Source organism: Paraburkholderia phymatum (genome assembly GCF_038900715.1).
Lineage (GTDB): Bacteria > Pseudomonadota > Gammaproteobacteria > Burkholderiales > Burkholderiaceae > Paraburkholderia > Paraburkholderia phymatum_A.
On record NZ_JAYMRZ010000003.1, the window covers coordinates 319,791 to 339,684 of the forward strand.

The 19,894-nt window shown below is 60.3% G+C and carries 14 protein-coding genes; 8 read left to right on the plus strand and 6 right to left on the minus strand.

What is annotated here, in order from left to right:
- Positions 1–205: 205 nt before the first annotated feature.
- A complete protein-coding gene (locus tag VSR68_RS07735; RefSeq protein WP_342939256.1) occupies positions 206–1,480 on the minus strand; it encodes an acyltransferase in 1,275 nt (424 codons plus the stop codon).
- A gap of 140 nt (positions 1,481–1,620) precedes the next feature.
- Between VSR68_RS07735 and VSR68_RS07740 the strand changes: the two genes are divergently transcribed.
- Together VSR68_RS07740 and VSR68_RS07745 are read left to right on the plus strand one after the other, a co-directional pair.
- Positions 1,621–2,703, plus strand: coding sequence for an acyltransferase (locus VSR68_RS07740; protein WP_342939257.1), 1,083 nt, complete (start codon positions 1,621–1,623; stop codon positions 2,701–2,703).
- Between the two features lie 76 nt (positions 2,704–2,779).
- Positions 2,780–3,238 (plus strand): hypothetical protein, encoded by a 459-nt coding sequence (locus tag VSR68_RS07745; RefSeq protein WP_342939258.1) that lies wholly within the window; start codon positions 2,780–2,782, stop codon positions 3,236–3,238.
- 63 nt (positions 3,239–3,301) lie between these two features.
- On the opposite strand, the gene VSR68_RS07750 is transcribed toward VSR68_RS07745, so the two are convergent.
- Genes VSR68_RS07750 through VSR68_RS07760 form a run of 3 tightly spaced genes read right to left on the minus strand, consistent with a single transcriptional unit; the run spans position 3,302 to position 8,044 of the window.
- The gene (locus VSR68_RS07750; protein WP_342939259.1) at positions 3,302–4,870 is read right to left on the minus strand and encodes a TolC family outer membrane protein; all 1,569 of its coding nucleotides are present in this window, start codon (positions 4,868–4,870) and stop codon (positions 3,302–3,304) included.
- A gap of 4 nt (positions 4,871–4,874) precedes the next feature.
- On the minus strand, positions 4,875–6,239 hold the full coding sequence (locus VSR68_RS07755) for an HlyD family type I secretion periplasmic adaptor subunit (protein WP_342939260.1): 1,365 nt from the start codon (positions 6,237–6,239) through the stop codon (positions 4,875–4,877).
- Between the two features lie 14 nt (positions 6,240–6,253).
- On the minus strand, positions 6,254–8,044 hold the full coding sequence (locus tag VSR68_RS07760) for a type I secretion system permease/ATPase (RefSeq protein ID WP_342939261.1): 1,791 nt from the start codon (positions 8,042–8,044) through the stop codon (positions 6,254–6,256).
- A gap of 298 nt (positions 8,045–8,342) precedes the next feature.
- Between VSR68_RS07760 and VSR68_RS07765 the strand changes: the two genes are divergently transcribed.
- Genes VSR68_RS07765 through VSR68_RS07790 form a run of 6 tightly spaced genes read left to right on the plus strand, consistent with a single transcriptional unit; the run spans position 8,343 to position 16,393 of the window.
- Positions 8,343–9,506, plus strand: a complete 1,164-nt coding sequence (locus VSR68_RS07765) for a glycosyltransferase family 1 protein (protein ID WP_342939432.1) — start codon at positions 8,343–8,345, stop codon at positions 9,504–9,506.
- Positions 9,452–10,336, plus strand: a complete 885-nt coding sequence (locus VSR68_RS07770; RefSeq protein WP_342939262.1) for an ABC transporter permease — start codon at positions 9,452–9,454, stop codon at positions 10,334–10,336. Before VSR68_RS07765 ends, VSR68_RS07770 begins: the two co-directional genes overlap by 55 nt.
- Positions 10,333–11,586, plus strand: coding sequence for an ABC transporter ATP-binding protein (locus VSR68_RS07775; RefSeq protein WP_342939263.1), 1,254 nt, complete (start codon positions 10,333–10,335; stop codon positions 11,584–11,586). The genes VSR68_RS07770 and VSR68_RS07775 overlap by 4 nt, the downstream gene beginning before the upstream one ends.
- On the plus strand, positions 11,583–12,905 hold the full coding sequence (locus VSR68_RS07780; RefSeq protein WP_342939264.1) for a methyltransferase domain-containing protein: 1,323 nt from the start codon (positions 11,583–11,585) through the stop codon (positions 12,903–12,905). Before VSR68_RS07775 ends, VSR68_RS07780 begins: the two co-directional genes overlap by 4 nt.
- The gene (locus VSR68_RS07785) at positions 12,902–13,930 is read left to right on the plus strand and encodes a glycosyltransferase family 4 protein (protein ID WP_342939265.1); all 1,029 of its coding nucleotides are present in this window, start codon (positions 12,902–12,904) and stop codon (positions 13,928–13,930) included. The genes VSR68_RS07780 and VSR68_RS07785 overlap by 4 nt, the downstream gene beginning before the upstream one ends.
- A 12-nt stretch (positions 13,931–13,942) precedes the next feature.
- The gene (locus VSR68_RS07790) at positions 13,943–16,393 is read left to right on the plus strand and encodes a glycosyltransferase (protein ID WP_342939266.1); all 2,451 of its coding nucleotides are present in this window, start codon (positions 13,943–13,945) and stop codon (positions 16,391–16,393) included.
- A gap of 348 nt (positions 16,394–16,741) precedes the next feature.
- Here VSR68_RS07790 and VSR68_RS07795 read toward each other — a convergent pair whose 3' ends face one another.
- Both VSR68_RS07795 and VSR68_RS07800 read right to left on the minus strand, forming a co-directional pair.
- Positions 16,742–17,974 (minus strand): tetratricopeptide repeat protein, encoded by a 1,233-nt coding sequence (locus VSR68_RS07795; RefSeq protein ID WP_342939267.1) that lies wholly within the window; start codon positions 17,972–17,974, stop codon positions 16,742–16,744.
- Positions 17,975–18,043: 69 nt separating this feature from the next.
- Positions 18,044–19,837 (minus strand): adenylate/guanylate cyclase domain-containing protein, encoded by a 1,794-nt coding sequence (locus VSR68_RS07800; RefSeq protein WP_342939268.1) that lies wholly within the window; start codon positions 19,835–19,837, stop codon positions 18,044–18,046.
- Between the last annotated feature and the right edge of the window lie 57 nt (positions 19,838–19,894).

Genomic DNA, 19,894 nt, shown 5'->3' on the forward strand with positions numbered 1-19,894 from the left:
GACAACGCGAGCTATATGTGCCAATTGGTACTTCGCGTCTTTCAGCTGACTTTTAAGCAGTTAGAAATCGCTTTATTCATTCAGCGATTTCGTGCTCCGTATCACAAGATGCTCTTCTGCCAACGGCAACGCTAGCCGACGCTGGCCACGATTCGTTCCGCCTCGGGACCCTGCTTTTTCAAGGTATCAAAGACAGTTGGGATGTTCATGCCGCGTTTGTCAAAACAGCTTTTCGGGCACGCAGTCCGCGCAACAACCAGTTTTTCAGATACTCGGCAAGCGCACGTTCAAGCAGACTGTGAGCTACGTTGGCCACGACGATAGCAACCACCGTCGTTAGAAAGAGAAACGAGTACCCGTACGACAGGTTGCCATGTCCCGTCTTCACAAGAAGATCGCTGAGCACTTCTTGCACCAATGGATGCCACAAATACAAGGAGAACGATATATCGCCAAGGTAGGTCAGCGCACTGGGCACCGCCAGTTGCATCCGCTTGCTGGCGAGTACCAGCACGAGCATCAACGGTATCAACGACAGCCCCCATTGGATGATGCCGTGTCCCATCTGGAAGCGCGCCATGTATTGCCAAAGCACAAAAGACACGGCCGTGAATAGCAGCAGTTTCAACGTCGACCTGTTACGAATCTCAATGCGTGACCGGTAGACTAGGCCGAGGATGACACCCGCAGCGAATTGCCAGATGATCGGCGACGTCAAAAGCTGGGAGTACGCGTGACTGAACCCATAGTCGGTAAAGGCGTCGAATGTGACCTGGCCGTGCAGGTAAGGAATCAGCAACAGTGTCACACTGAGCCATACACTCAGCGCAATCCATCGTCCCCGGCCGAATAGCATTGACACACCGAATACTGCATAGAAATACATCTCATAGTTTAGCGACCACCCGACCGACGGAATCGGGAAGCCAAAATCTGGCGGCGTGCCGTTGCCGGTAGGCATGAAGAGCAACGTGTACAGAAGTTGTCGCGAATGGCCCGCAATCTGAAAGAAATGCCGGCCGTGCCACACCACTTCGACGAATGTAAGCGACGCGACGGCATAGACGGGCCAGACACGGCAAAAGCGCTTGATCAAGAATTCGAGGACATAGACCGTTGAGCCATCTGAGTGCACGGTTGTATGAACCATGATGAAGCCGCTAACGATGAAAAAGAGCGCCACCCCCATCATGCCCGCAGGACCGAACAGAACATCGCCCATGCCCATTCCGTAGGGGCTAATAAAGCGGCTGCCATGGTAAAGCACGACCATCAACGCAGCGACGCCGCGAAGCGCCTGGATAAAGGCCAGCTTCTGGTTTGGTATTTGGGTCTGTTCGAAATGCTCAGGCATGTTGATGTGCAGCAGGAACCGAGAAATGTTCAGAAGCAGTGGCACGAGTTTGGAAAAAACAATGGAATTGATTGTAACGGCATGCAAGTAAAGTAAGGTGGTTGTCCGATCGTCGGCCGAGCGCACGATGGCACAGTTGTATATTTGCGTTGTGACGGCCGTCACACAGAAAGAACGCTTTCTGAAATAGACTTCTTGCCTTTGGCCGTCGCACGAAACGCGCAATTGTCGAATTTCCTCGATGAGCCTGGAACTCGAAGTCCGACATGCGTTCAGTCAATATCCAGTACGACGCGCGCCTCGATCATCTGAGAGCCGGCGCAGCGTTGCTCGTCTTCTTCTATCACACGTTTCACGTGCTGTACGGGCACTGGCAGCCTTACCCGCATGCATTTCTGGCTGGCTGGCTCGTCGAAGGCCACAGCGGCGTGGGCCTGTTCTTCGTGCTGTCCGGATTCCTCTTCATGCGTATCGCGCTGGGTGCGCCGGCAATCCGCTGGGGCGCATTCATGAAGAACCGTCTGTTGAGAATCTTCCCGCTTTTCGTGGTGATGTTTGTCGTCGCCACCTCTATCGGACGTGACGACTTCGGACCCGCGGACCTGCTTTATCTGCTCGCGTCCAATCTGGGTCGGGCCCCGACCTCAAACTCCTTCATGACAGGCGCCGCCTGGACAATATCCCTTGAGTTTTCGTTCTACATGGTATTTCCGTTTCTGGCGCGCTTTACCATTCAGTACGGCATCGGATGGCTACTGAGACTGATCGCGCTATGGCTGTTGCTGCGCTGCGGTGCGTATTTCTTTAGCGCCCAGTCCACGCACATGTACTACTCGACCTTGCTCGGCCGATTCGACCAGTTTCTGGTCGGCATGGCGGCCGCGCTGCTCATGCGACGCGTGCCGACGCTCAAAGAGCGGAGACTGCATGGTATCTGGTGCGTTGTCGCTGCGGCACTCGTCGTGACGCTCCTCGGCCTGCTCGCGCGCCACGCGAGCTATCAGTTGCCGCAGCCGAAACAGCCGGTATGGGCAGTCTGGGGACTCGTCGAAGCGCTAATGTGGAGTTTCTTGATTGTCGCTTACACGAGCTGGCGAGGCTCAGTCGACGGCATCTTGGGCGCGTTCCTCGCGATGGTCGGCGAATCGAGCTATTCGCTCTATCTTTGGCACTGTGTGGTGCTCTACCTCTTTGCGAAACTTACGGGAGCTGCCTTTGAAGCCGTCAATTGGCGCATCGGCATGTGCGCTGCGATATTGGTACTGCTTCCGTTAAGTCTGCTGGTCGCGCGCCTCAGCTATACGACGATCGAAAGACCGTGGCTCCTGATGCGCAGCCGTTATCACTAGCCGGCCTTTAGTGTACGCAATTCTGCAAAGTGTGCGCATCCGCACAACTTCGATAGTGACCCTGCGATAAATTTCCGTGCAGGCATTGGTCGGCCGGGATGTGGCTCAGCCACTCCGACCTGGCTCATTTCACGGAAGAACCGTCATGGCTGTCACATCGAAGAAAAAGCGCAAAAGCCTGCGCACAAACGGAAACGTTCCGAGTCATTGGACGGCGGAGTGGGCCGTCGAGCCCGCCACCACGGAAGGTTGGGTCAACGTCACGTTGACCGTCAAACAGACTGACGGCATTTCAACGGTGCAACGAACCTATCGCTATCTGCTGAGCCGCGAGCGCGCCAGTCAGCTCATGCAGGAGATGAACGAATCGCTGGCGAGGGAAGCTGCCAGCGAGAATCTCGATAGCACGGCGGCGCTTGTTGCAGCCAGGGCTGCCCTGCAAGCAGGGGCGACCTCATCCGCATTGACGCCCGAAGAGAACAATACGCTGCTCGATCATTTCGCGCTCGGCGCCTATGGGCTCGTCGGCAACTAGGCCCGACGCCGACGCGGCACGCGGCGCAACGGGCCCGCAGCGAGGATACTGCGGGCGTGACCGTCAGCGCGTCTGAGCCGGACTGGAAGCGTTCGCGAGTGCCGGAGCAGGCGGCAGATTCAGACGCACCCGCATTGACGAGATGAGCGCCGATGGATCGGGAGCCGGCAGGTTTCCCCTTGTCGCGCCTGCATTGGCAAAGTTGGCGGGCACGAACCACTTTGACACGTCGTACAGGTTTTCGGCTGTCAGTATGCCAGCCGCCTTTCTCAATTGCAGGGTCGCCAACAGGTACTGATATCGGGCCTTGGCCAGATCACGTCTGGACTGGTACAACTGCTGTTCGGCTGTCAGTACGTCCAGGTTGGTGCGCATTCCAGCCTGCACACTCTTGCGCGTTGCAGTGATGAGCAGCGTCGCGGATTCGACAGCGCGCTCGAGTGCATCGATGCGCGTCAAGCTGCTTGTGCACACGTTGTACTGCTTGCGAACGTCGAGCAGCACCTTGTCGGTCTTGTCCTGCAGGATGAACTGCTCCCGTTCGTAGTTGTCCCTCGACTGACGCGAGCTTGCGGAAACGAGGCCGCCGGAATAGAGGGGAATCGTCAGCTCGACACCAATGGACTTGGTCGAATATCGTTGTCCGATCGTATTGACGGAATCAGACTGATTGCGCCCCATGCTGGCAACGATATCGACGCGTGGATAGAAGCCGGCCCGCACGATTTCGACCTGCTGACGCGCGGCTTCCACAGTATGCCTCTCCGCGATCAGGTCTGCGTTGTTTTCAAGCGCGATGTCGTGCCATTGATCGAAGCTGCCCGCCGGTGACGCATCAGGCTTGTACTTCTCGGTCAGTCTGTCGAGATTGTCCGCCTCCTTGTCGACGGACAAGCCGGTGAGCGCCTCCAGCGTGTGCGCCATGTTATCGACGTTATCGCGCGCATCAGCGACATCGGCACGCGCGAGCTCGGCCTTTGCGCGCGTTTCGAGAATATCGGTGCGCGTTCCTTCGCCATTGCGAAAGAGCGCTTCGTTGCCGGCGAGCTGTTCGTTGAACGCCTTTTGTTGCGCGAGCGCGAGCGCGAGCTGATCGAGCGCGTACGCGGTGTCAGTGTACGCAGTCAGCACGCGCACGAGCAGGTCCTCGCCATGCCCGGCAAACGTCGCTTCCGAAGCAAGCGCCTGCGCCTTGCCGTACCGGTAGCGAGCGATGCCTTCATAGCTGAAGAGTGGCTGTCGCAGTGAAACGCCTGCCGAGTAGGCCCGATATTGCTGATCAGTTGTCTCTGGCTGGTCGGGGAAGGGCGGTCCGAGCCGCGTTGTCCGCGTCCAGTCGCGATAGTTGGCATAGTTGGCCGACAGATTAGGCAACAGATAGGAGCGGCCAATCGCCCGGTTCTCTTGGCCTGCGTCACGCTCCTTGATCGCCGCGGCATAGACGGGATCGTGCGTGAGGGCGGCGTCATACGCGTCGGCGAGGCCAAATGCGTGGGCGGAGCTGGCAGCTCCGAATGTCAGCGCCGCCGCGACGGCAACAGACAGGCGCCGAAAAGAGCCCGGAAACGCACGAAGCGAACGCGCGTTGGCGCGCCGCGGCGCTCGCCACGTATTCAATGTAATCGACTTCACTGCGTCAGTCCTCCGTCAGCGCCGTGTGCGCGCGATCGACGATCGGCTTGAGCAGATAGCTCAGCAGCGAGCGCTCGCCTGCCTTGACGAAGACCTCGACGGGCATGCCGGGCTTCACGTCGAAGTGCGCCAGCTCTTTCATGCCTTGCGGCGTGACCTTGACACGCAAGCGGTAGAACGGCGCACCCGTGCGTTCGTTCACGAGCCGGTCGGCCGAGATGAAGGACACAGTTCCCGGAATGCGCGGAGTGGTGTTCTGGTTGAACGCTGTGAACATCATGTCCACAGGCATCGCATCATGCACCTTGTCAACCAGATTGACGGGCAATTCCGCTTCGACTTCGAGCGGCTCGCCGCTCGGGACGACTTCCATCAGCTTTGCCCCTGCCGCGATCACGCCGCCATTCGTGAAAACATTGACGCCCACCACCGTGCCGTCGACGGGCGCACGAAGCTCGGTGTTATTGACTTCAAAATCGATTTCGCTCAGCTTGCTTCGCAGCGCGCTCGTATCGCGTTCGACGTCGGTAAGCTGAGTGCGCACTTCCTTCATGTAGTCTTCCTGCTGTTGCGCGATGCGCATACGCGCTTCGGCAATCTGGCTCGCCAGTTGGGCCGAGTATCCGGATTGCGTGGCGATCTCGCTTTGGACTCGCGCGTCCTCGCGTTCCAGATCCTGAAGCTTGGCGCGCGGCACGTAACCTTCATTGGCGAGCTGCCGCACCCCGGCTAGCTGGTCGCTGAGCACCTTCTGTTCCGCCTGTTTCTGCTGGTTCGCATCCTTCGAACCGGCAAGCTGTGCGCCGTAACCCGACATCGTCTGACGCAGCGCGCCAATGGACGACTGCAAGGCGGCGCGGCGCGAATTCAGGAGTTCCTGCTGCAGACGCATGTTGTCCAGGACCTGCTGGTTGTGCTCGGCGGCAGCCTTTTGCAGTTCGGCCGGAAATGCGATTTTCGGGGTGCCCGTTGCCTCGGCTTCGAGGCGCGAGCGCACGGTCAGTTCGCTAAGAAACTGCGCGCTGATTGCCGCCTGCTGGGCGCGGGCTTGCACGGAGTTCATCCGGACGAGCACCTGGCCGGCCTTCACCACGTCGCCGTCGTGCACCAGGATGTCCTCGATGATGCCGCCGGTTGGGTGCTGGATCTGCTTGCGGTTGCCCGTGACGACCACCGTGCCTTGAACAGGAACCCCCTTGCTGAGTGGCGCGAACGTCGCCCACAGCAGCGAGCCGACCACGCCGACGAGAACGATGGCCCAACCGACCCTGACATAGCGCAGTTCGTCAGTCTGGACTTCGGGTGGCACAGACGTGCCAAGTACTTCAAGCGCCGGCGTGCCGGCTTTCTTGCTTGCTGAATTGAACATAATGACTCTTGAGGTCAGGCCGTTGCGTCGGCGGTCTCGACAGACGGGGGCTGGTTTGGCGCGGCGGCATGTGCAGCGGCGGATGCCTCTGCGGAAGCCGAGGCTGCCTGCTGTTGTGCGGGTGCCTTCGACAAGGTGGCCATCACGTGAGCGGTTGGCCCGTAAAGCCGCAGTTGCCCTTCGACGAGTAGCAACAGCTTCGTGGTTGCCGCAATGATGCTTGTGCGGTGCGTGATCAGTACGACCGTCTTCCTGGCTTGACGCAGTTGATCGATCGCGTGCCTGAGCGCTGCCTCGCCCATTTCGTCGAGATTCGAGTTCGGTTCGTCGAGCACGATCAGCGCGGGATTGCCATATAGTGCGCGCGCGAGGCCGATGCGCTGCCTCTGGCCTCCCGAGAGACCCGAACCGCCATCGCCGACGGGCGTATCGTACCCTTGCGGCAATCGCAGGATCATGTCATGGACGCCCGCAAGCCGCGCAGCTTCAATGACCTTGCCGGAGTCGATCTGCCCGAAACGGGCGATGTTTTCGGCGATCGTTCCACCGAACAGTTCGATATCCTGCGGCAGGTAACCGATGTGCGGTCCGAGCTGGTCCTTGTTCCACTGGTAGATGTCGGCGCCATCGAGGCGCACCGTGCCGAGCGCGGCGGGCCACACCCCGACGAGCAGGCGGGCCAGTGTCGATTTGCCTGAAGCGCTCGGACCGATCACGCCGACGACGTCGCCAGCTTCAATTGAGAAGTTGAGGTTTTGCAGCACCGGCACGCGGATGCCAGGAGGCGCGGCGCTGACGCCTTCGAGCGCGAGACTGCCCGACGGTGCAGGCAAAGTCATGCCGACACGACGTGCCGGATTGGCGTCGAGCAGATCGACCAGACGGTTATACGCGCTTTTTGCAGCATTCCACTGCCGCCACACGGAGATCACCATTTCGAGCGGACTGAGCGCGCGTCCCATCAGGATCGATCCCGCTATCATCATGCCGGACGTCACCTGCCCTCGAATAGCGAGCAACGCACCGAGACCGAGCACGAGAGACTGCAGCGACAGGCGCACGAACTTCGTGATGTTGCCAACCAGCGCCGCCTTCTCGCTCGCTTCGGCCTGACGTGCAAGGAAGCCCGTGTTCAGGACGGACCAGCGCGACAGCAGGTCGGGCAGCATGCCCATCGCTTCGATAACCTGTGCATTGCGCAGATTGCTCGTCGCGAGCGCCGTCGAACGAATCGACAACTGGGTTGCGTCTGCAAGCGGTTGCCGTGACACGCGCTCGTTGACCACGGCCAGTACGACGAGTACGGCAGAGCCAGCAACCGCGAACAGCCCGAGCCACAGGTTGAACGCGAAGATCACGATCAGATAGACGGGAAACCACGGTGCGTCGAAGAATGCGAAAAGCGCATTGCCGGTGACGAACTGACGGATCGTGGTCAAGTCGTTCAGCGATTGCCCGGCATTCGTGCCCTGCCGCTTGAGGTTCGACTCGAAGCTGGCTGTATAGACGCGCGAATTGAGTTGCATGTCGAGCTTGGCGCCAACCCGGATAACGATGAAGCTGCGCACATACTCGAGCGCCGCCGATAATCCATACATGCCAAACATTATCAATGTCAGCATGGCGAGCGTGACACCATTGCGGCTCGGTATCACACGGTCATACACCTGCAGCATGTACAGCGACGGCACGAGCATCAGCAGGTTGATGAACATGCTGAAGATGCCGATCGTGCGGAACACGCGCTTGTAGCCGAGTAGCGCCTGCACGATCTCGTTCGTTGGAAGTTTGAAATTCGTTGTCATTTTGCTGACGCCCGCGTTGAGCGGGTGTGGCCTCTTTCTCGCGCGACTGGTGGTTCGCCCCTTTCTCAAGGTGAAGTCGCAGTATTGTTATCCACCCACGAAGGCGCCATTCTGCGGGAATGACATTCGCAAAAATGTGATCGCTGTCACACAGATGAGGGGGTAGGCAGTATGTGACGGCCGTCACATATAAAGACGCGCACAACAACGATACTTACGTCGCTCCACGCTGTGCACATCAATAAAAAAGTCACGAATGGTCGAGAATCAGATTTCGGGGATGCCGCTCAGAGTTGCAATGGGTGGCCGTGCGCTCCTCACGCCACTGACGGGAATAGGGCAATACGCCTTTCATCTCGCGCAAGAGTTCGTGCGGTGTGGCCACGACGTGCGTTTCTTTTATGGAACTCATTGGTCGTCGTCGCTTGCAGCGGGAAACGCTAGCGCATCGTCGGCATCTCTCGGCTCCTTTTCGTTGCGCACCCAAATGGCAAGCGTCGCCAAACGGTTTGCACGGCGTCACATGCCCTGTGTTTACAGGTACATGCCTCATGTCGAGCAGTTTCGCTTCGATTCAGGCGTGCGGCGCAGCACGGCGCCCCACGTGTACCACGATCCGAACTTCATTCCATTTCGCTTTGACGGCCCGACGGTGATTACCGCGCACGACGCATCGTGGGTGCGGTATCCGCAATATCATCCGGCAGCGCGGCTCGCATTGCTGCGGAACAATTTTCCGAAAGCACTCGAGCGCGCGGATCGTGTGATCGTCGTATCCGAATTCGTGCGAGACGAATTGATCTCCTGCTTCGGCGCGCGACCAGAGCGGCTGCGTGTTGTCCATAACGGTGTGTCAGAGCGCTTCAGGCCATACACGACTGAAGAGACGCGCGAGGTGCTGTCGCGCAGCGATCTCGTCCATGGGCAGTATTTCGCAGCCGTAGGCACGCTGGAGCCGCGCAAGAACCTGCTTGCGGCGCTCGATGCGCATACCCGGCTGCCAATGCCGGTAAGACGCAAGTTTCCGCTCGTGCTGGTCGGCGGCGACGGATGGATGACGGAGTCGCTGCACACCGCGCTTGTGAAGTCGTTGAACGATGGCACGGTCCGCAGGCTCGGGTACGTGCCCGACGAGGCGCTGCCTTTGCTGACAGCCGGCGCGCTCGCCCTGCTTTATCCGTCGATGTATGAAGGCTTTGGGTTGCCGGTCCTCGAAGCGATGGCATCGGGTGTCCCTGTAATCTGCTCGAACGCTCGCGCGCTCGTAGAAGTGACGGGCAACGCAGGGCTCATCTATGACCCCGATGATATTGCGGGATTCGCCGACGCAATGCAGATGCTCATTGACGATTCGGCGCTGCGCGCGCTGCTCGTCGCGCGGGGCAAAACGCGGGCGCAGCATTTCAGTTGGCGGCGCTCGGCGCAAGAGACGCTCGATGTATACAGGCAGGTTATCGTCTAGCGCAAACGCTGTCGCCTCGAATACCCGTTAATCGGAAATTGTTCAAAATGATTAGCTTCAGGACAAGCCTCGATCATGTCTGGCTGCTGGCACGACAGGATCTCGTGGATCGTCACCGTGAAAACGCGTTGGGCGCAGCATGGTTGTTGTTGCAGCCACTCGCTTTCATCGCCCTGTTCAGCACAGTGTTTTCGCACTTCATGCGTTCGCGGCTAGGCACATACGCCGACCCGCATTTGTATACGGTCTATCTGATCAGCGGGCTTCTGATGTGGAATCTGTTTTCCAACATCGTGAGCCGGCTCGCTGCGGTGTACAGCGGGAAAGCGCATCTGATTCGCAAGATCAGCGTGAACCTCTGGATCATGCCGCTTCACATCGTCGTCTCGGAGTGGGTTGTGTACGTGATCGCGATGTCGTTTTTTGCGGTGTTTCTTCTGGTGATCGGCCATCCCATCAGTCGGCAGTGGTGTCTGCTGCCTGTCGTCGCCTTGCTTCTTAGTGCGCTCGCTTATGGCATCGGCGTCATGCTAGGCACCATCGACGTATTCGTTCCCGATGTGAAGAACGTGTTGAACATCGTATTGCAGTTCGGGTTCTGGCTGACGCCCGTTGTCTACCTGGCCGATATTCTGCCGCTTTGGGCAGAGCACTTGATGCATTTCAATCCGGTGTTCTGGGCCGTCGACGCGACGCACGGCATCGTCGTATGGCATAGCTGGCCGCCGCTCAAGGAGTTCGCCGCGCTTGCCGTGGCTTGTGTTGTCAGCATGGCCGCGAGCCGCGCGCTGCTCGCCCGACTCCAGGCCGAAGTGAGGGATTTGCTGTGATCAGTCATGCACCTTCCAACGCGCCCGTGCTGGTCGTCGAACATCTGCGCAAGCAGTTCAACATCTACAACCGTCCCGCGGACCGTCTGATACAGGGCCTGACGGGCAAGGCGCGGTATCGTCGTCACGTCGCCCTCGACGATGTTTCGTTTTCTCTTGCGAGAGGTGAAGCGATCGGCGTGCTCGGCCAGAACGGCGCCGGCAAGTCGACGCTGTTGAAGCTCGTAAGCGGTGTGCTCGAAGCGGATTCGGGAACGATCCGCCGTAACGGTCGTATCACGGGTCTGCTCGAACTCGGTACGGGCTTCGACCCGAAGCTGTCGGGGCGGGACAACATCGCTGTCAATGCGCGCCTCATCGGCATGACGGGTGGCGAGATCGCAGAACGCCTCAACGACATCATTGCATTCTCGGAACTGGGCGAATTCATCGACGCCCCCGTGCGCACGTACTCGTCCGGGATGGTGATGCGCCTTGGCTTCGCGATCGCGATCCACGCGGACCCCGTCTGCTTTATCGTCGACGAAGCACTGGCCGTGGGCGACGCTCGCTTTCAGCAGAAGTGCCTGAAGCGAATCCGGACCTTCCGCGACCGCGGCGGATCCATTCTGTATGTGTCGCACGACATCAACTCGGTGAAGCTGCTGTGCGACCGCGCGCTGCTCCTGTCAAACGGCAAAGTGATCTTCGACGGCAGCCCCGAAGAAGCCGCGCAAAGCTATTACCGGCTGATCGCGGGCGTCGACGATGCTCTGCGCAACGTCCGGGATGCCGAGCAGGGATCGTATGGCGCGATGCACACGCGAATTCTGCAAGTAACGATGGCGAACCGCTTCGGCGTCGGCGATCGGTTCGGCTCCGGCGAGCAGGTAACTGTCACGCTCGACTGCGAGTCGTCGCAGGATGCGGAACTGTCAGTTGGCATCCTGATCCGCGATCGTTTTGGTCAGGACGTGTTCGGGACGAATACTTCGCTACTTAATAAACCAGCGGTCTTTCAGCAGGGCGGGCGCGTCGAGTGCCGCTTTTCATTGCCGCTGAACTTTGCCCCCGGCAAATACACCTTGACCGTCGCACTGCATACGGACGACACGCACGTTCACGATTGTCAGCACTGGTGGGACGCGGCAACGACGTTCGAGATCGCGGGTTTTACGAAGACGCCGTTCTCGGGCCTTTGCTACGTGCCCGTCGAATTTCAGCAACACATCCCAATGGATTCCGCACAATTCGCAACAACAAGATCATGACTAACGCGGCACTCTCGGCTCTTATCGAGCGCGTCAAGGCGGAAGCGGCGACGCGCACGCCGGCACGTCAACCCTTGTCGCAACCTGCGCTGCAGCTACCAGGCGATTCCTGCCGCATGCGCGCGCGCGGCTTGCAGCAGACGACCGCTTCTCCGGCAGGCGTCGGTGTCGAGCGATTCATGCTTGGCGATAACGACGATTTTATCGACGAAGCGTACCGTTATCTGCTCGGCCGCGAATCCGACGATTCAGGCCGACGGCATTACAGGGCGCAACTGGCGAATGGCGTCAGCCGGCTGAGTATCGCAGCGAAATTGCGGCTGTCGCGCGAGGGACGCAACCGGGGTACAGGCACGGACGGGATGAAATGGGCAATCGCGCTCACGGCCTTTGACAGCGCATTGCGTCCCCTGCGCATGAGCTTCGTGACGCGCTCGGCGATGCGGCGCCTCGAGCGGCGCGTGTCGAAACGCGCGGCGCTGCTCGAATGCCGGCGCGCAATTGAAGATATTGAGGCGCGGCTTGCTGAGCACAAGGCGCACGTGGAGACTTCAATAGAAACCGCCGTCGCGAGTGCAAGGGCAGCCGTTGCGAAGGCCGCGCAAGACGAGGCGCTCGTTTCTCAGCAAGCGCTCGACCGTTACTATCTCGCATTCGAAGACGCTAACCGCGGCTCTCAGGAGAGCGTCTCGGCCAAGCTCGCCGTCTATAACGACTGGCTCGGCACCCGTGTGCCGGGGCGCCGCGGCCTGCAACATGCAATAGTCGACATCGGTTGTGGGCGTGGCGAATGGCTCGCATATGTATCGGCGAAACATTTCGACGCGGTGGGGGTCGACGCGAACCCCGTTATGGTCGACGTATGCACGGCGCGCGGCTTCGACGTGCAATGCATGGACGCGCTCGGCTATTTGCGTAGCCTCCCTTCCCGATCGGTCGGTGCCGTCACGGGCTTTCACATCATCGAACATTTGCCGTTCGACTATCTTTATGCGCTCGTTGCGGAATGCAATCGCGTGCTGGCGGACGGAGGGTCGGTGCTGTTCGAGACTCCGAACCCGGAAAACGTCCTGGTTGGCAGCCACACGTTCTATCACGACTTCACGCACCGCAACCCGGTCACGCCGTCGGCCATCACGTTCCTGCTTCAGTATCACGGCTTTGATGACATCGACATCATCAGAAGCAGCCCGTATCCGGAAGAAGCAAAAGTTCCGGGCAACGACCCGCTTACCGAGCGTGTGAATGGCCATCTGTGCGGACCGCAGGATTTCGCCGTGACTGGACGCAAGGCACGCGCGGCCGGAGATCTGGATTGAAGATACTTGTGACGGCCAATCTGGTGCCGTTCATCCACGGCGGTGCGACTTATCACGTCAACGGGGTCGTGGACGCATTGCGGCAAGCAGGGCATGACGTCGAATTGCTTAAGCTGCCGTTTCGCTTCTCGCCGGAAGCCGACATTGCGCGGGCGATGAAGCATGCCTCGTCGCTCGATCTTGTGCAGCCCAATGGCGTGTCGATCGATCGCGTGATCAGCCTGCAGTTCCCGGGATATGGCATCGCCCATCCCAATCACTACGCGTGGGTCATGCATCAGCATCGCGCCGCGTACGAACTGTACGATCCCGCGCGGTCGTCATCGGAATTCGACGCATTGCGCGAGCAGATCATCGCCTTCGACAACGCGTCGTTGACGCGCGCCCGAGCCGTGTTCGCAAACTCGGGGCGGGTCGCGGAGCGCTTGCAGCAGTTCAACGGCATTGGCGCACAGCCGCTTTATCATCCACCGGCGCATACCGGGCATTTCAGGTGCGACGACGCGTTGCCTTACGTCTTCTTTCCCAGCCGGCTCGAGACGCTCAAGCGCCAGCACCTGGTGATCGAGGCGGCCCGACACATGCGCTCGCCGCTCAAGATCGTGCTTGCTGGTGACGGAGGCCAGCGCGAAGCGTACGCGGCATTGATCGAACGGCTCGGCGTGGGTGATCGCGTAGCGCTGATCGGCCACGTCACGGAAGAAGAGAAGCGCGCCTTTTATGCGCGCGCGCAAGCAGTCGTTTTTCCCGCTTTCGACGAAGACTACGGCTATATCACGCTTGAGGCGATGCTTTCCTCCAAGCCCGTGCTGACTTGTTCCGACGCGGGCGGCCCGCTCGAGTTCATTCGCCATGGCGACAACGGCTGGATCGAGGAACCCGCCGCCGAGGCGCTTGCCGCTCGTCTCGACTGGATCGCCGCGCATCCGCGCGAAACGGCTCAGGCCGGCGCGCGGGCACGCGAGACGTGGTGCTCGGCTGACATTTCCTGGGAGCGAGTGGTCAAAGTACTGACCGCCGCGTAAGCGAATCGAATCATGAAAATTGCAATTGTTGCACCGAGCCCGGTGCCCTTTGTCATCGGCGGTGCCGAGAATCTATGGTGGGGCCTTGTCAACGCGTTCAATGCGCAGCCCGGCGTACAGGCCGATCTGCTGAAAGTGCCCAGCCCCGAACGGAACATGGGCGAACTCCTGTCGAGCTATCGTCATTTTTCTTCGCTCAATCTCGATCACTTCGATATGGTGATCAGCACGAAGTACCCGGCTTGGGCAATTCGTCATCGCAACCATGTCGTCTATCTGCAGCATACCCTTCGCGGCCTGTACGACTGCTATCCGGAGCGTATGCCGACCACATTCGATCGGGAGCTGCTGCTGTCGCTCGGCATGCCGGAGCGCATCGTTCGGGCGCTTGCGGAGTACCGCGCGCATGACGTCGAGTTCGATGAACTGCTGGAAGCACTCGACAGCGCCTTCGCGCGCTCGCCCGATTCGGTGTGCTGGGCGTTTCCGGGTCCTGTGACTCGTGCGGCGATCCGACTTCTCGATGCCGTTGCCATGCGGCCCGATAAGATCGGGCACTATGCAGCCATTTCGCGCGTCGTGGCAAAGCGGGACGGGTACTTTCCCGAAGGCGTCGACGTCGACGTCCATCATCACCCGACGAATCTTCAAGGGCTTGTTGCAGGTCCGCAAGAGACGATCTTCAGCGCGAGCCGGCTCGATCCGCTGAAGCGGATCGACATCATCATCGAAGCGTACAAGGCGAGCCGGCTTGACGTGCCGCTGCACATTGCAGGCAGCGGGCCCGACGAGGCGCGATTGCGCGCGGCGGCGGGCGACCACCCCGGCATCCGGTTTCTGGGGCGCGTGCCTGATGCCGTATTGGCGCAGGAGTATGCTCGCGCGGTCTGCGTGCCATTCGTCCCGCGCGACGAGGACTACGGGCTTATCACACTGGAGGCAATGCTGGCAGCAAAACCGGTGATCGCGACGACCGATTCCGGGGGCCCGATGGAATTGATCGAGCATGGCCACAGCGGGCTGATCGTCGAACCGGACGCGCGTGCGCTGGCTGATGCGATACGTGTGCTATGCGGCGACCTGGCGCGCGCAAAGGAGATGGGGCGTGCGGCCCGAACGCATGCCGAGAGACTTGACTGGGATATGTTGTGCAAGGCACTGCTCGAAGGCGCTCATACAGCGGCAGCCAGAGCGGCAACGGCGGAACCTGCAGCTCGGATAAAGGTGAATGGGGCGACGGGCAGTACCGCGCCGGCGATTGTCGCGCGCCGCGCGAAGCCCGTGCTCGGCGTGCTCAATACCTATCCGATCGCTCCCGTCGTAAGCGGCGGCAAACTTCGCCTCCACGGCTTGTATTCACACGTGGCGGACGACTTCGACGTGCGTTTCGTCAACCTCGCCTCGCCGGATACGAGACGCCACGTCCGTCACCTGAAGGATGGCTTCAGTGAGGAACTGGTGCCCAAATCAAGCGACTTCATCAAACTGGAGAGCGATCTGGGAGAAACGCTCGGCGCGTCGGTCGAAGATCTGACCGCGGCAATGCATCCCCGCAGCGCGCCGCAGTGGCTCGATGCCATCGACCGGCTGGCCCGGACAGCGGAATTGATGGTGTGTTCGCACCCGTATGCGCTGCCCGCACTGCGCGAGGTCTCGTCCACTGCGTTCGTTTACGAGGCGCACAACGTGGAGGCCGATCTGAAGCGCGACATTTTCGGCTCGCATCAGTGGGCCGTCGATCGTGTGGCTGCGCTGGAGAGACAGGCCGTACGTGAGGGGGTGCTCGTCACGGCGTGCTCCACGCGAGATCGAGACCGGTTGCAATCGCTCTATGAGCGCGTGGACGCCGCGAAACTGATTGTCGTGCCCAACGGCATCGACGTCAGTACAACGCCCTTCCGTCAGAGCGCTATAGCTCAGCGAAGCCGCGCGAAGCTCGGTATAGACGGCCCGCTCGCGCTCTTCATGGGAAGCGCCCATGGCCCGAATGCCGACGCTGCGCGTGTCATTTTCGAGGCCGCCGCCCAACTTCCGCATGTGCAATTCCTGCTGCTCGGCTCCGTGTGCGACATGGTTTCGCGCTGGGACCGACCGGGCAACATCGGGCTCGCCGGCGTCATTAGCGAGGTCGAAAAGCATTGCTGGCTGGAAGTGGCGGACATGGGTCTGAATCCGGTGGTGTCGGGCTCGGGTACCAACTTGAAGCTGATCGAGTACGCTGCGGCGGGCTTGCCGATCGTCAGCACCACATTCGGGGCGCGCGGAGCGGGTTTGAGCGCGGGGCGGGACTATATTGAAGCCGGAGAAGCCGCGTTTGCCGAAGGTATCGCCGAGATGCTGCGACTCGACGATACTGCCCGCGATGCAATGATTCGCGAGGCGCGTTCCCACGTCGAAAAAGAAGCCAACTGGCCGCTGATAGCCCGAACCTACGTGGGCAGACTGAAGAATCTGGTCTGTTGAGTGACGAGGCGTGGCGGGAGCCACGCTCTCAGCGATATAGAGCCGCGCGAGAAAAAGTCTTAAAGGAACAGGTGCCCAACGGACGCGAGCCCGTCTGGCTGACCAGCCAGCGTAAGCTCCACTGTGCCCGTATGTACGGCAAGCTGCGCATGATCCGGTCCCGTCACTTCGCGGAACAGCCCGTCAACCAGGTCATACGACTGGTCAAGAAAACCAAGTGCTTCATGGCACAGCGAACTCTCGGGGGCACCGGACGTCGTGTGCGGGTTTGTCGGGGGAGTTTGTTGGGACATGGCAGAGCCTATAACGTTCTAAGCCCAAGTGTAGCGCATTGAACGCATGTTGGAATCAGTATTTCCATGACAAACCCACCGATGCGCTGCGAACCGTATACGAGAAAATCGGAATCGAATCCGCGACTCGCTGTACTGACAATTGCGCGTAGGTAGACCAGGCATGCGACAAGGGATACACATAGCGAAGCGACGCAGAGCGTAGCGTCTGTTGCCGGGCTTCGCCGCCAAAAAAGATGGGATCATATGACGACGCATCCGTTTGGGTGCGTTGCTGATAGATCGCTTCGAGGCGTCCCCGACGCAGCATGTCATAGTCGAGTTCGAAATAAGTCGAGTAGCCATGGCGGCTACCACCGGGACGGCCGTTGTGTTCATGGTCCCAGGAAGGACCAATCAGGAACAGCAACGTCGTTCGCTCGCCAATCCGCGCATTGAGTGCCGCTCGCGGTTCAACGCGCAGCGCGTTATACATCGAGTTGCCCGGATAGACGGTATCGTCGACAGTCAGATCGATACCCGCACGGGCGATCAGGCCTGTTAGCGTGACCACAGGCGACCAGTTGCTGGCATGCCATACGATATCGCGCTGATAGAGCCGCGTGCCGAGCCACAACACATCTGCGATCACCTCGTTACCCACTTGCCAGTGGCCCAGCGAAGTCTGATGGGCGACACCGAGTGTCGCAACCCGCTGGTCGTACGCATGGTCGCGGCGATATTGGCGGCTCGCGAAGCCGGCAATCACGCTGCTGTTTCGCACGCCGGGAATCGGCATCCCGCCCTGCAGCGACGATTCGAGATATTGGTCACCGTGCGCGAGGCTCGATGGAGCCAGCACCAGTGAATCGATCGGCGCACCCGATGCGAACGTCACGAGCGAGCTAGAGGGTCCGAAGTTCGCGTTCGACGTAACACCGACGCCGAGCGAGGCTGCCGCTTGCGGGCGCCTGACGTTCTGCACGCAAGGGTTGTCGCGATAGAACACGATGAGCTTCTGAATAGGTGCAGGCACGGCGAATTGCTCTTCGATGCGTGCAAGCGTTTGCCGCGTCAGGTCTCGCTCGCCGAGTTGGCAATAGAGGAGCGCGACGTCCAGCAGCGCACCGGCTTCGCGCGGGTCACGGCGGACGAGTTCGTTCAGCAATTCGATGGCCATCTCGCGGTTGCCGCTTTCGATTGCCGCTTGCGCTTGTGCGCGCAGATCGTCGTTGACGATCTGATCGAGCGACGCATCCGTCATTTGCGCATGCGCCGTGACGGAGAGCAGGGCCAGCGCGCCCGCCATACAGATGCCGCGGCACGACCGCGCGAAGAAACAAAGGAGAGAACGGATCATCTGTGTGAGCAGGTTCTCTCAACCGTGTTGCGCGAGGACGGCCGTGTCCTCGCTGAGGACATACAGCATTTCAGGGGCGACTCGTCCTCGCAGCGTCGCTTGCGCATACGGGCGCAAATTGTGGCGTGTCACGGCTTTCGCCGTTTCCTCTCCGACCAGCAGATCGGTGCCTGCAACCTTTGCGTAATCCTGCAGGCGGGAGGCCACGTTGATCGCGTCGCCAATGGCCGTGTAGGACTGACGCGTCGTCGAGCCGAGTTCGCCGACCACGGCGCTGCCCGTGTTGATGCCGATGCGCGCTCGTACCATCTGGCCCGCAAGAAGCGGCTCTTGGGCGTTGTTGAGCGCTTTCAACTCCTTGAGCATCGCGAGTGCGCAGTCCATTGCGCGGTCCGGGTGATCGGCCTGCTCGAGCGGCGCTCCCCAGAAAGCCATGATCGCGTCGCCGATGTATTTGTCGAGCGTGCCTTCCGTGTCACGGACGCAGCAGGTCAACCGTGTGAGGACAAGTTCGGTCATCGCGACGAGTTGCTCAGGGGTCATCTGCTCGGCGAGCCGGGTATAGCCCTCGATGTCGACGAACAGTACGGAAATGTGCCGACGCTCGGGCTGGAACGCTGTGAGCCCATGACGGCGCACGATTTCGCGCACCACGGTCGGCGGCAAATATCGACTGAAACGCTGCTCGAATGAGCGGAGCGTTGCCTGCGATGAAATCCACTCGACGGGCGCCTGAACGATGATGAACATCGCGGCCGGCACGAGTGGCAGAGCAATCAGATCCGCCGCGACGAGAGACGTCAGCAGCGCGACGGCAAGCCATGCGGAGATGGTCATGACGAGTGCGAGCAACGTGGTCAGCGCGCGTGAGCGCCTGAAGAGCACCGCAAACAGCACGATCGTGACCGCCGTCCACGCGAGCGGCAGCAACGTCGAGCCGCTTGCATATGTACCGCCCGCCTGCGCATCGAGAAGCCACGTCAGCATTTCGGCGTGTACTACAGCTGCCGGCAGCCATGCGTCGACGGGTGTCGCGATATGGTCGGTCAGGCCAAGCGCCGACGATCCGACTATCACATAGCGTCCGCGCAACAGATCGACAGGCGCAGCCCCCGTCAGCACCTGAAGCGCCGGGATGGCATCGAACGCCTGGCTGCCGTGACGGAATGGGATGCGAACAGTACCTCGCGAATCGACAGGCAATGAGGCGATCGACTGACCGCCCGACGGCACGTGACCGGCGCAATGCAACATCTGCCATCCAAACATCGGATAGAGGGTCCCCGCATAACGGATGACGGGCGGCATGGCGCGCACGACACCATCGAACTCCGCAATTGGCGTAACGTGTCCTGTGCAAACAGCGGGATCTTCAAAGAAGTTGCCGACGAAGCCCGTTGCGACGGGTGAGTTCCATGGAACGGTAACCGGATCGCGCGGCGCCCCCACATGTCCTGCACGAGCTGCAACCCGATTGTGCGACAGGTCGAATGCCTGCGCGAATACGAGCGGATAATGCCTCGCGATCGTCAGCAGCGCCTCGTCGTCCTTTGGATTCGACGCTTCGGGAAACAGGATGTCGAGTCCAACGGTTTTTGCGTGAAATCGATCGAACAGCGTCTGCGCGAGACGCGCAATGAGCGCGCGAGGCCACGGCCACGGGCCGATGACATCGAGCGAATGCTCGTCGATATCGACCAGAGTGACCCTGGTGTCGGGACGTTGCGCCTTCGTATGTCCCTGACGCCAGTCGTCGAGCGTGAATGCGAGACGTTTGTATGGTTCAGATTGCCAGCCTGTGGCTAGCAGCACCGAGAGCACCGCTGTCAATCCGAAAATCGCAAGGCGAACACAGTCGAGTCTCGAGGG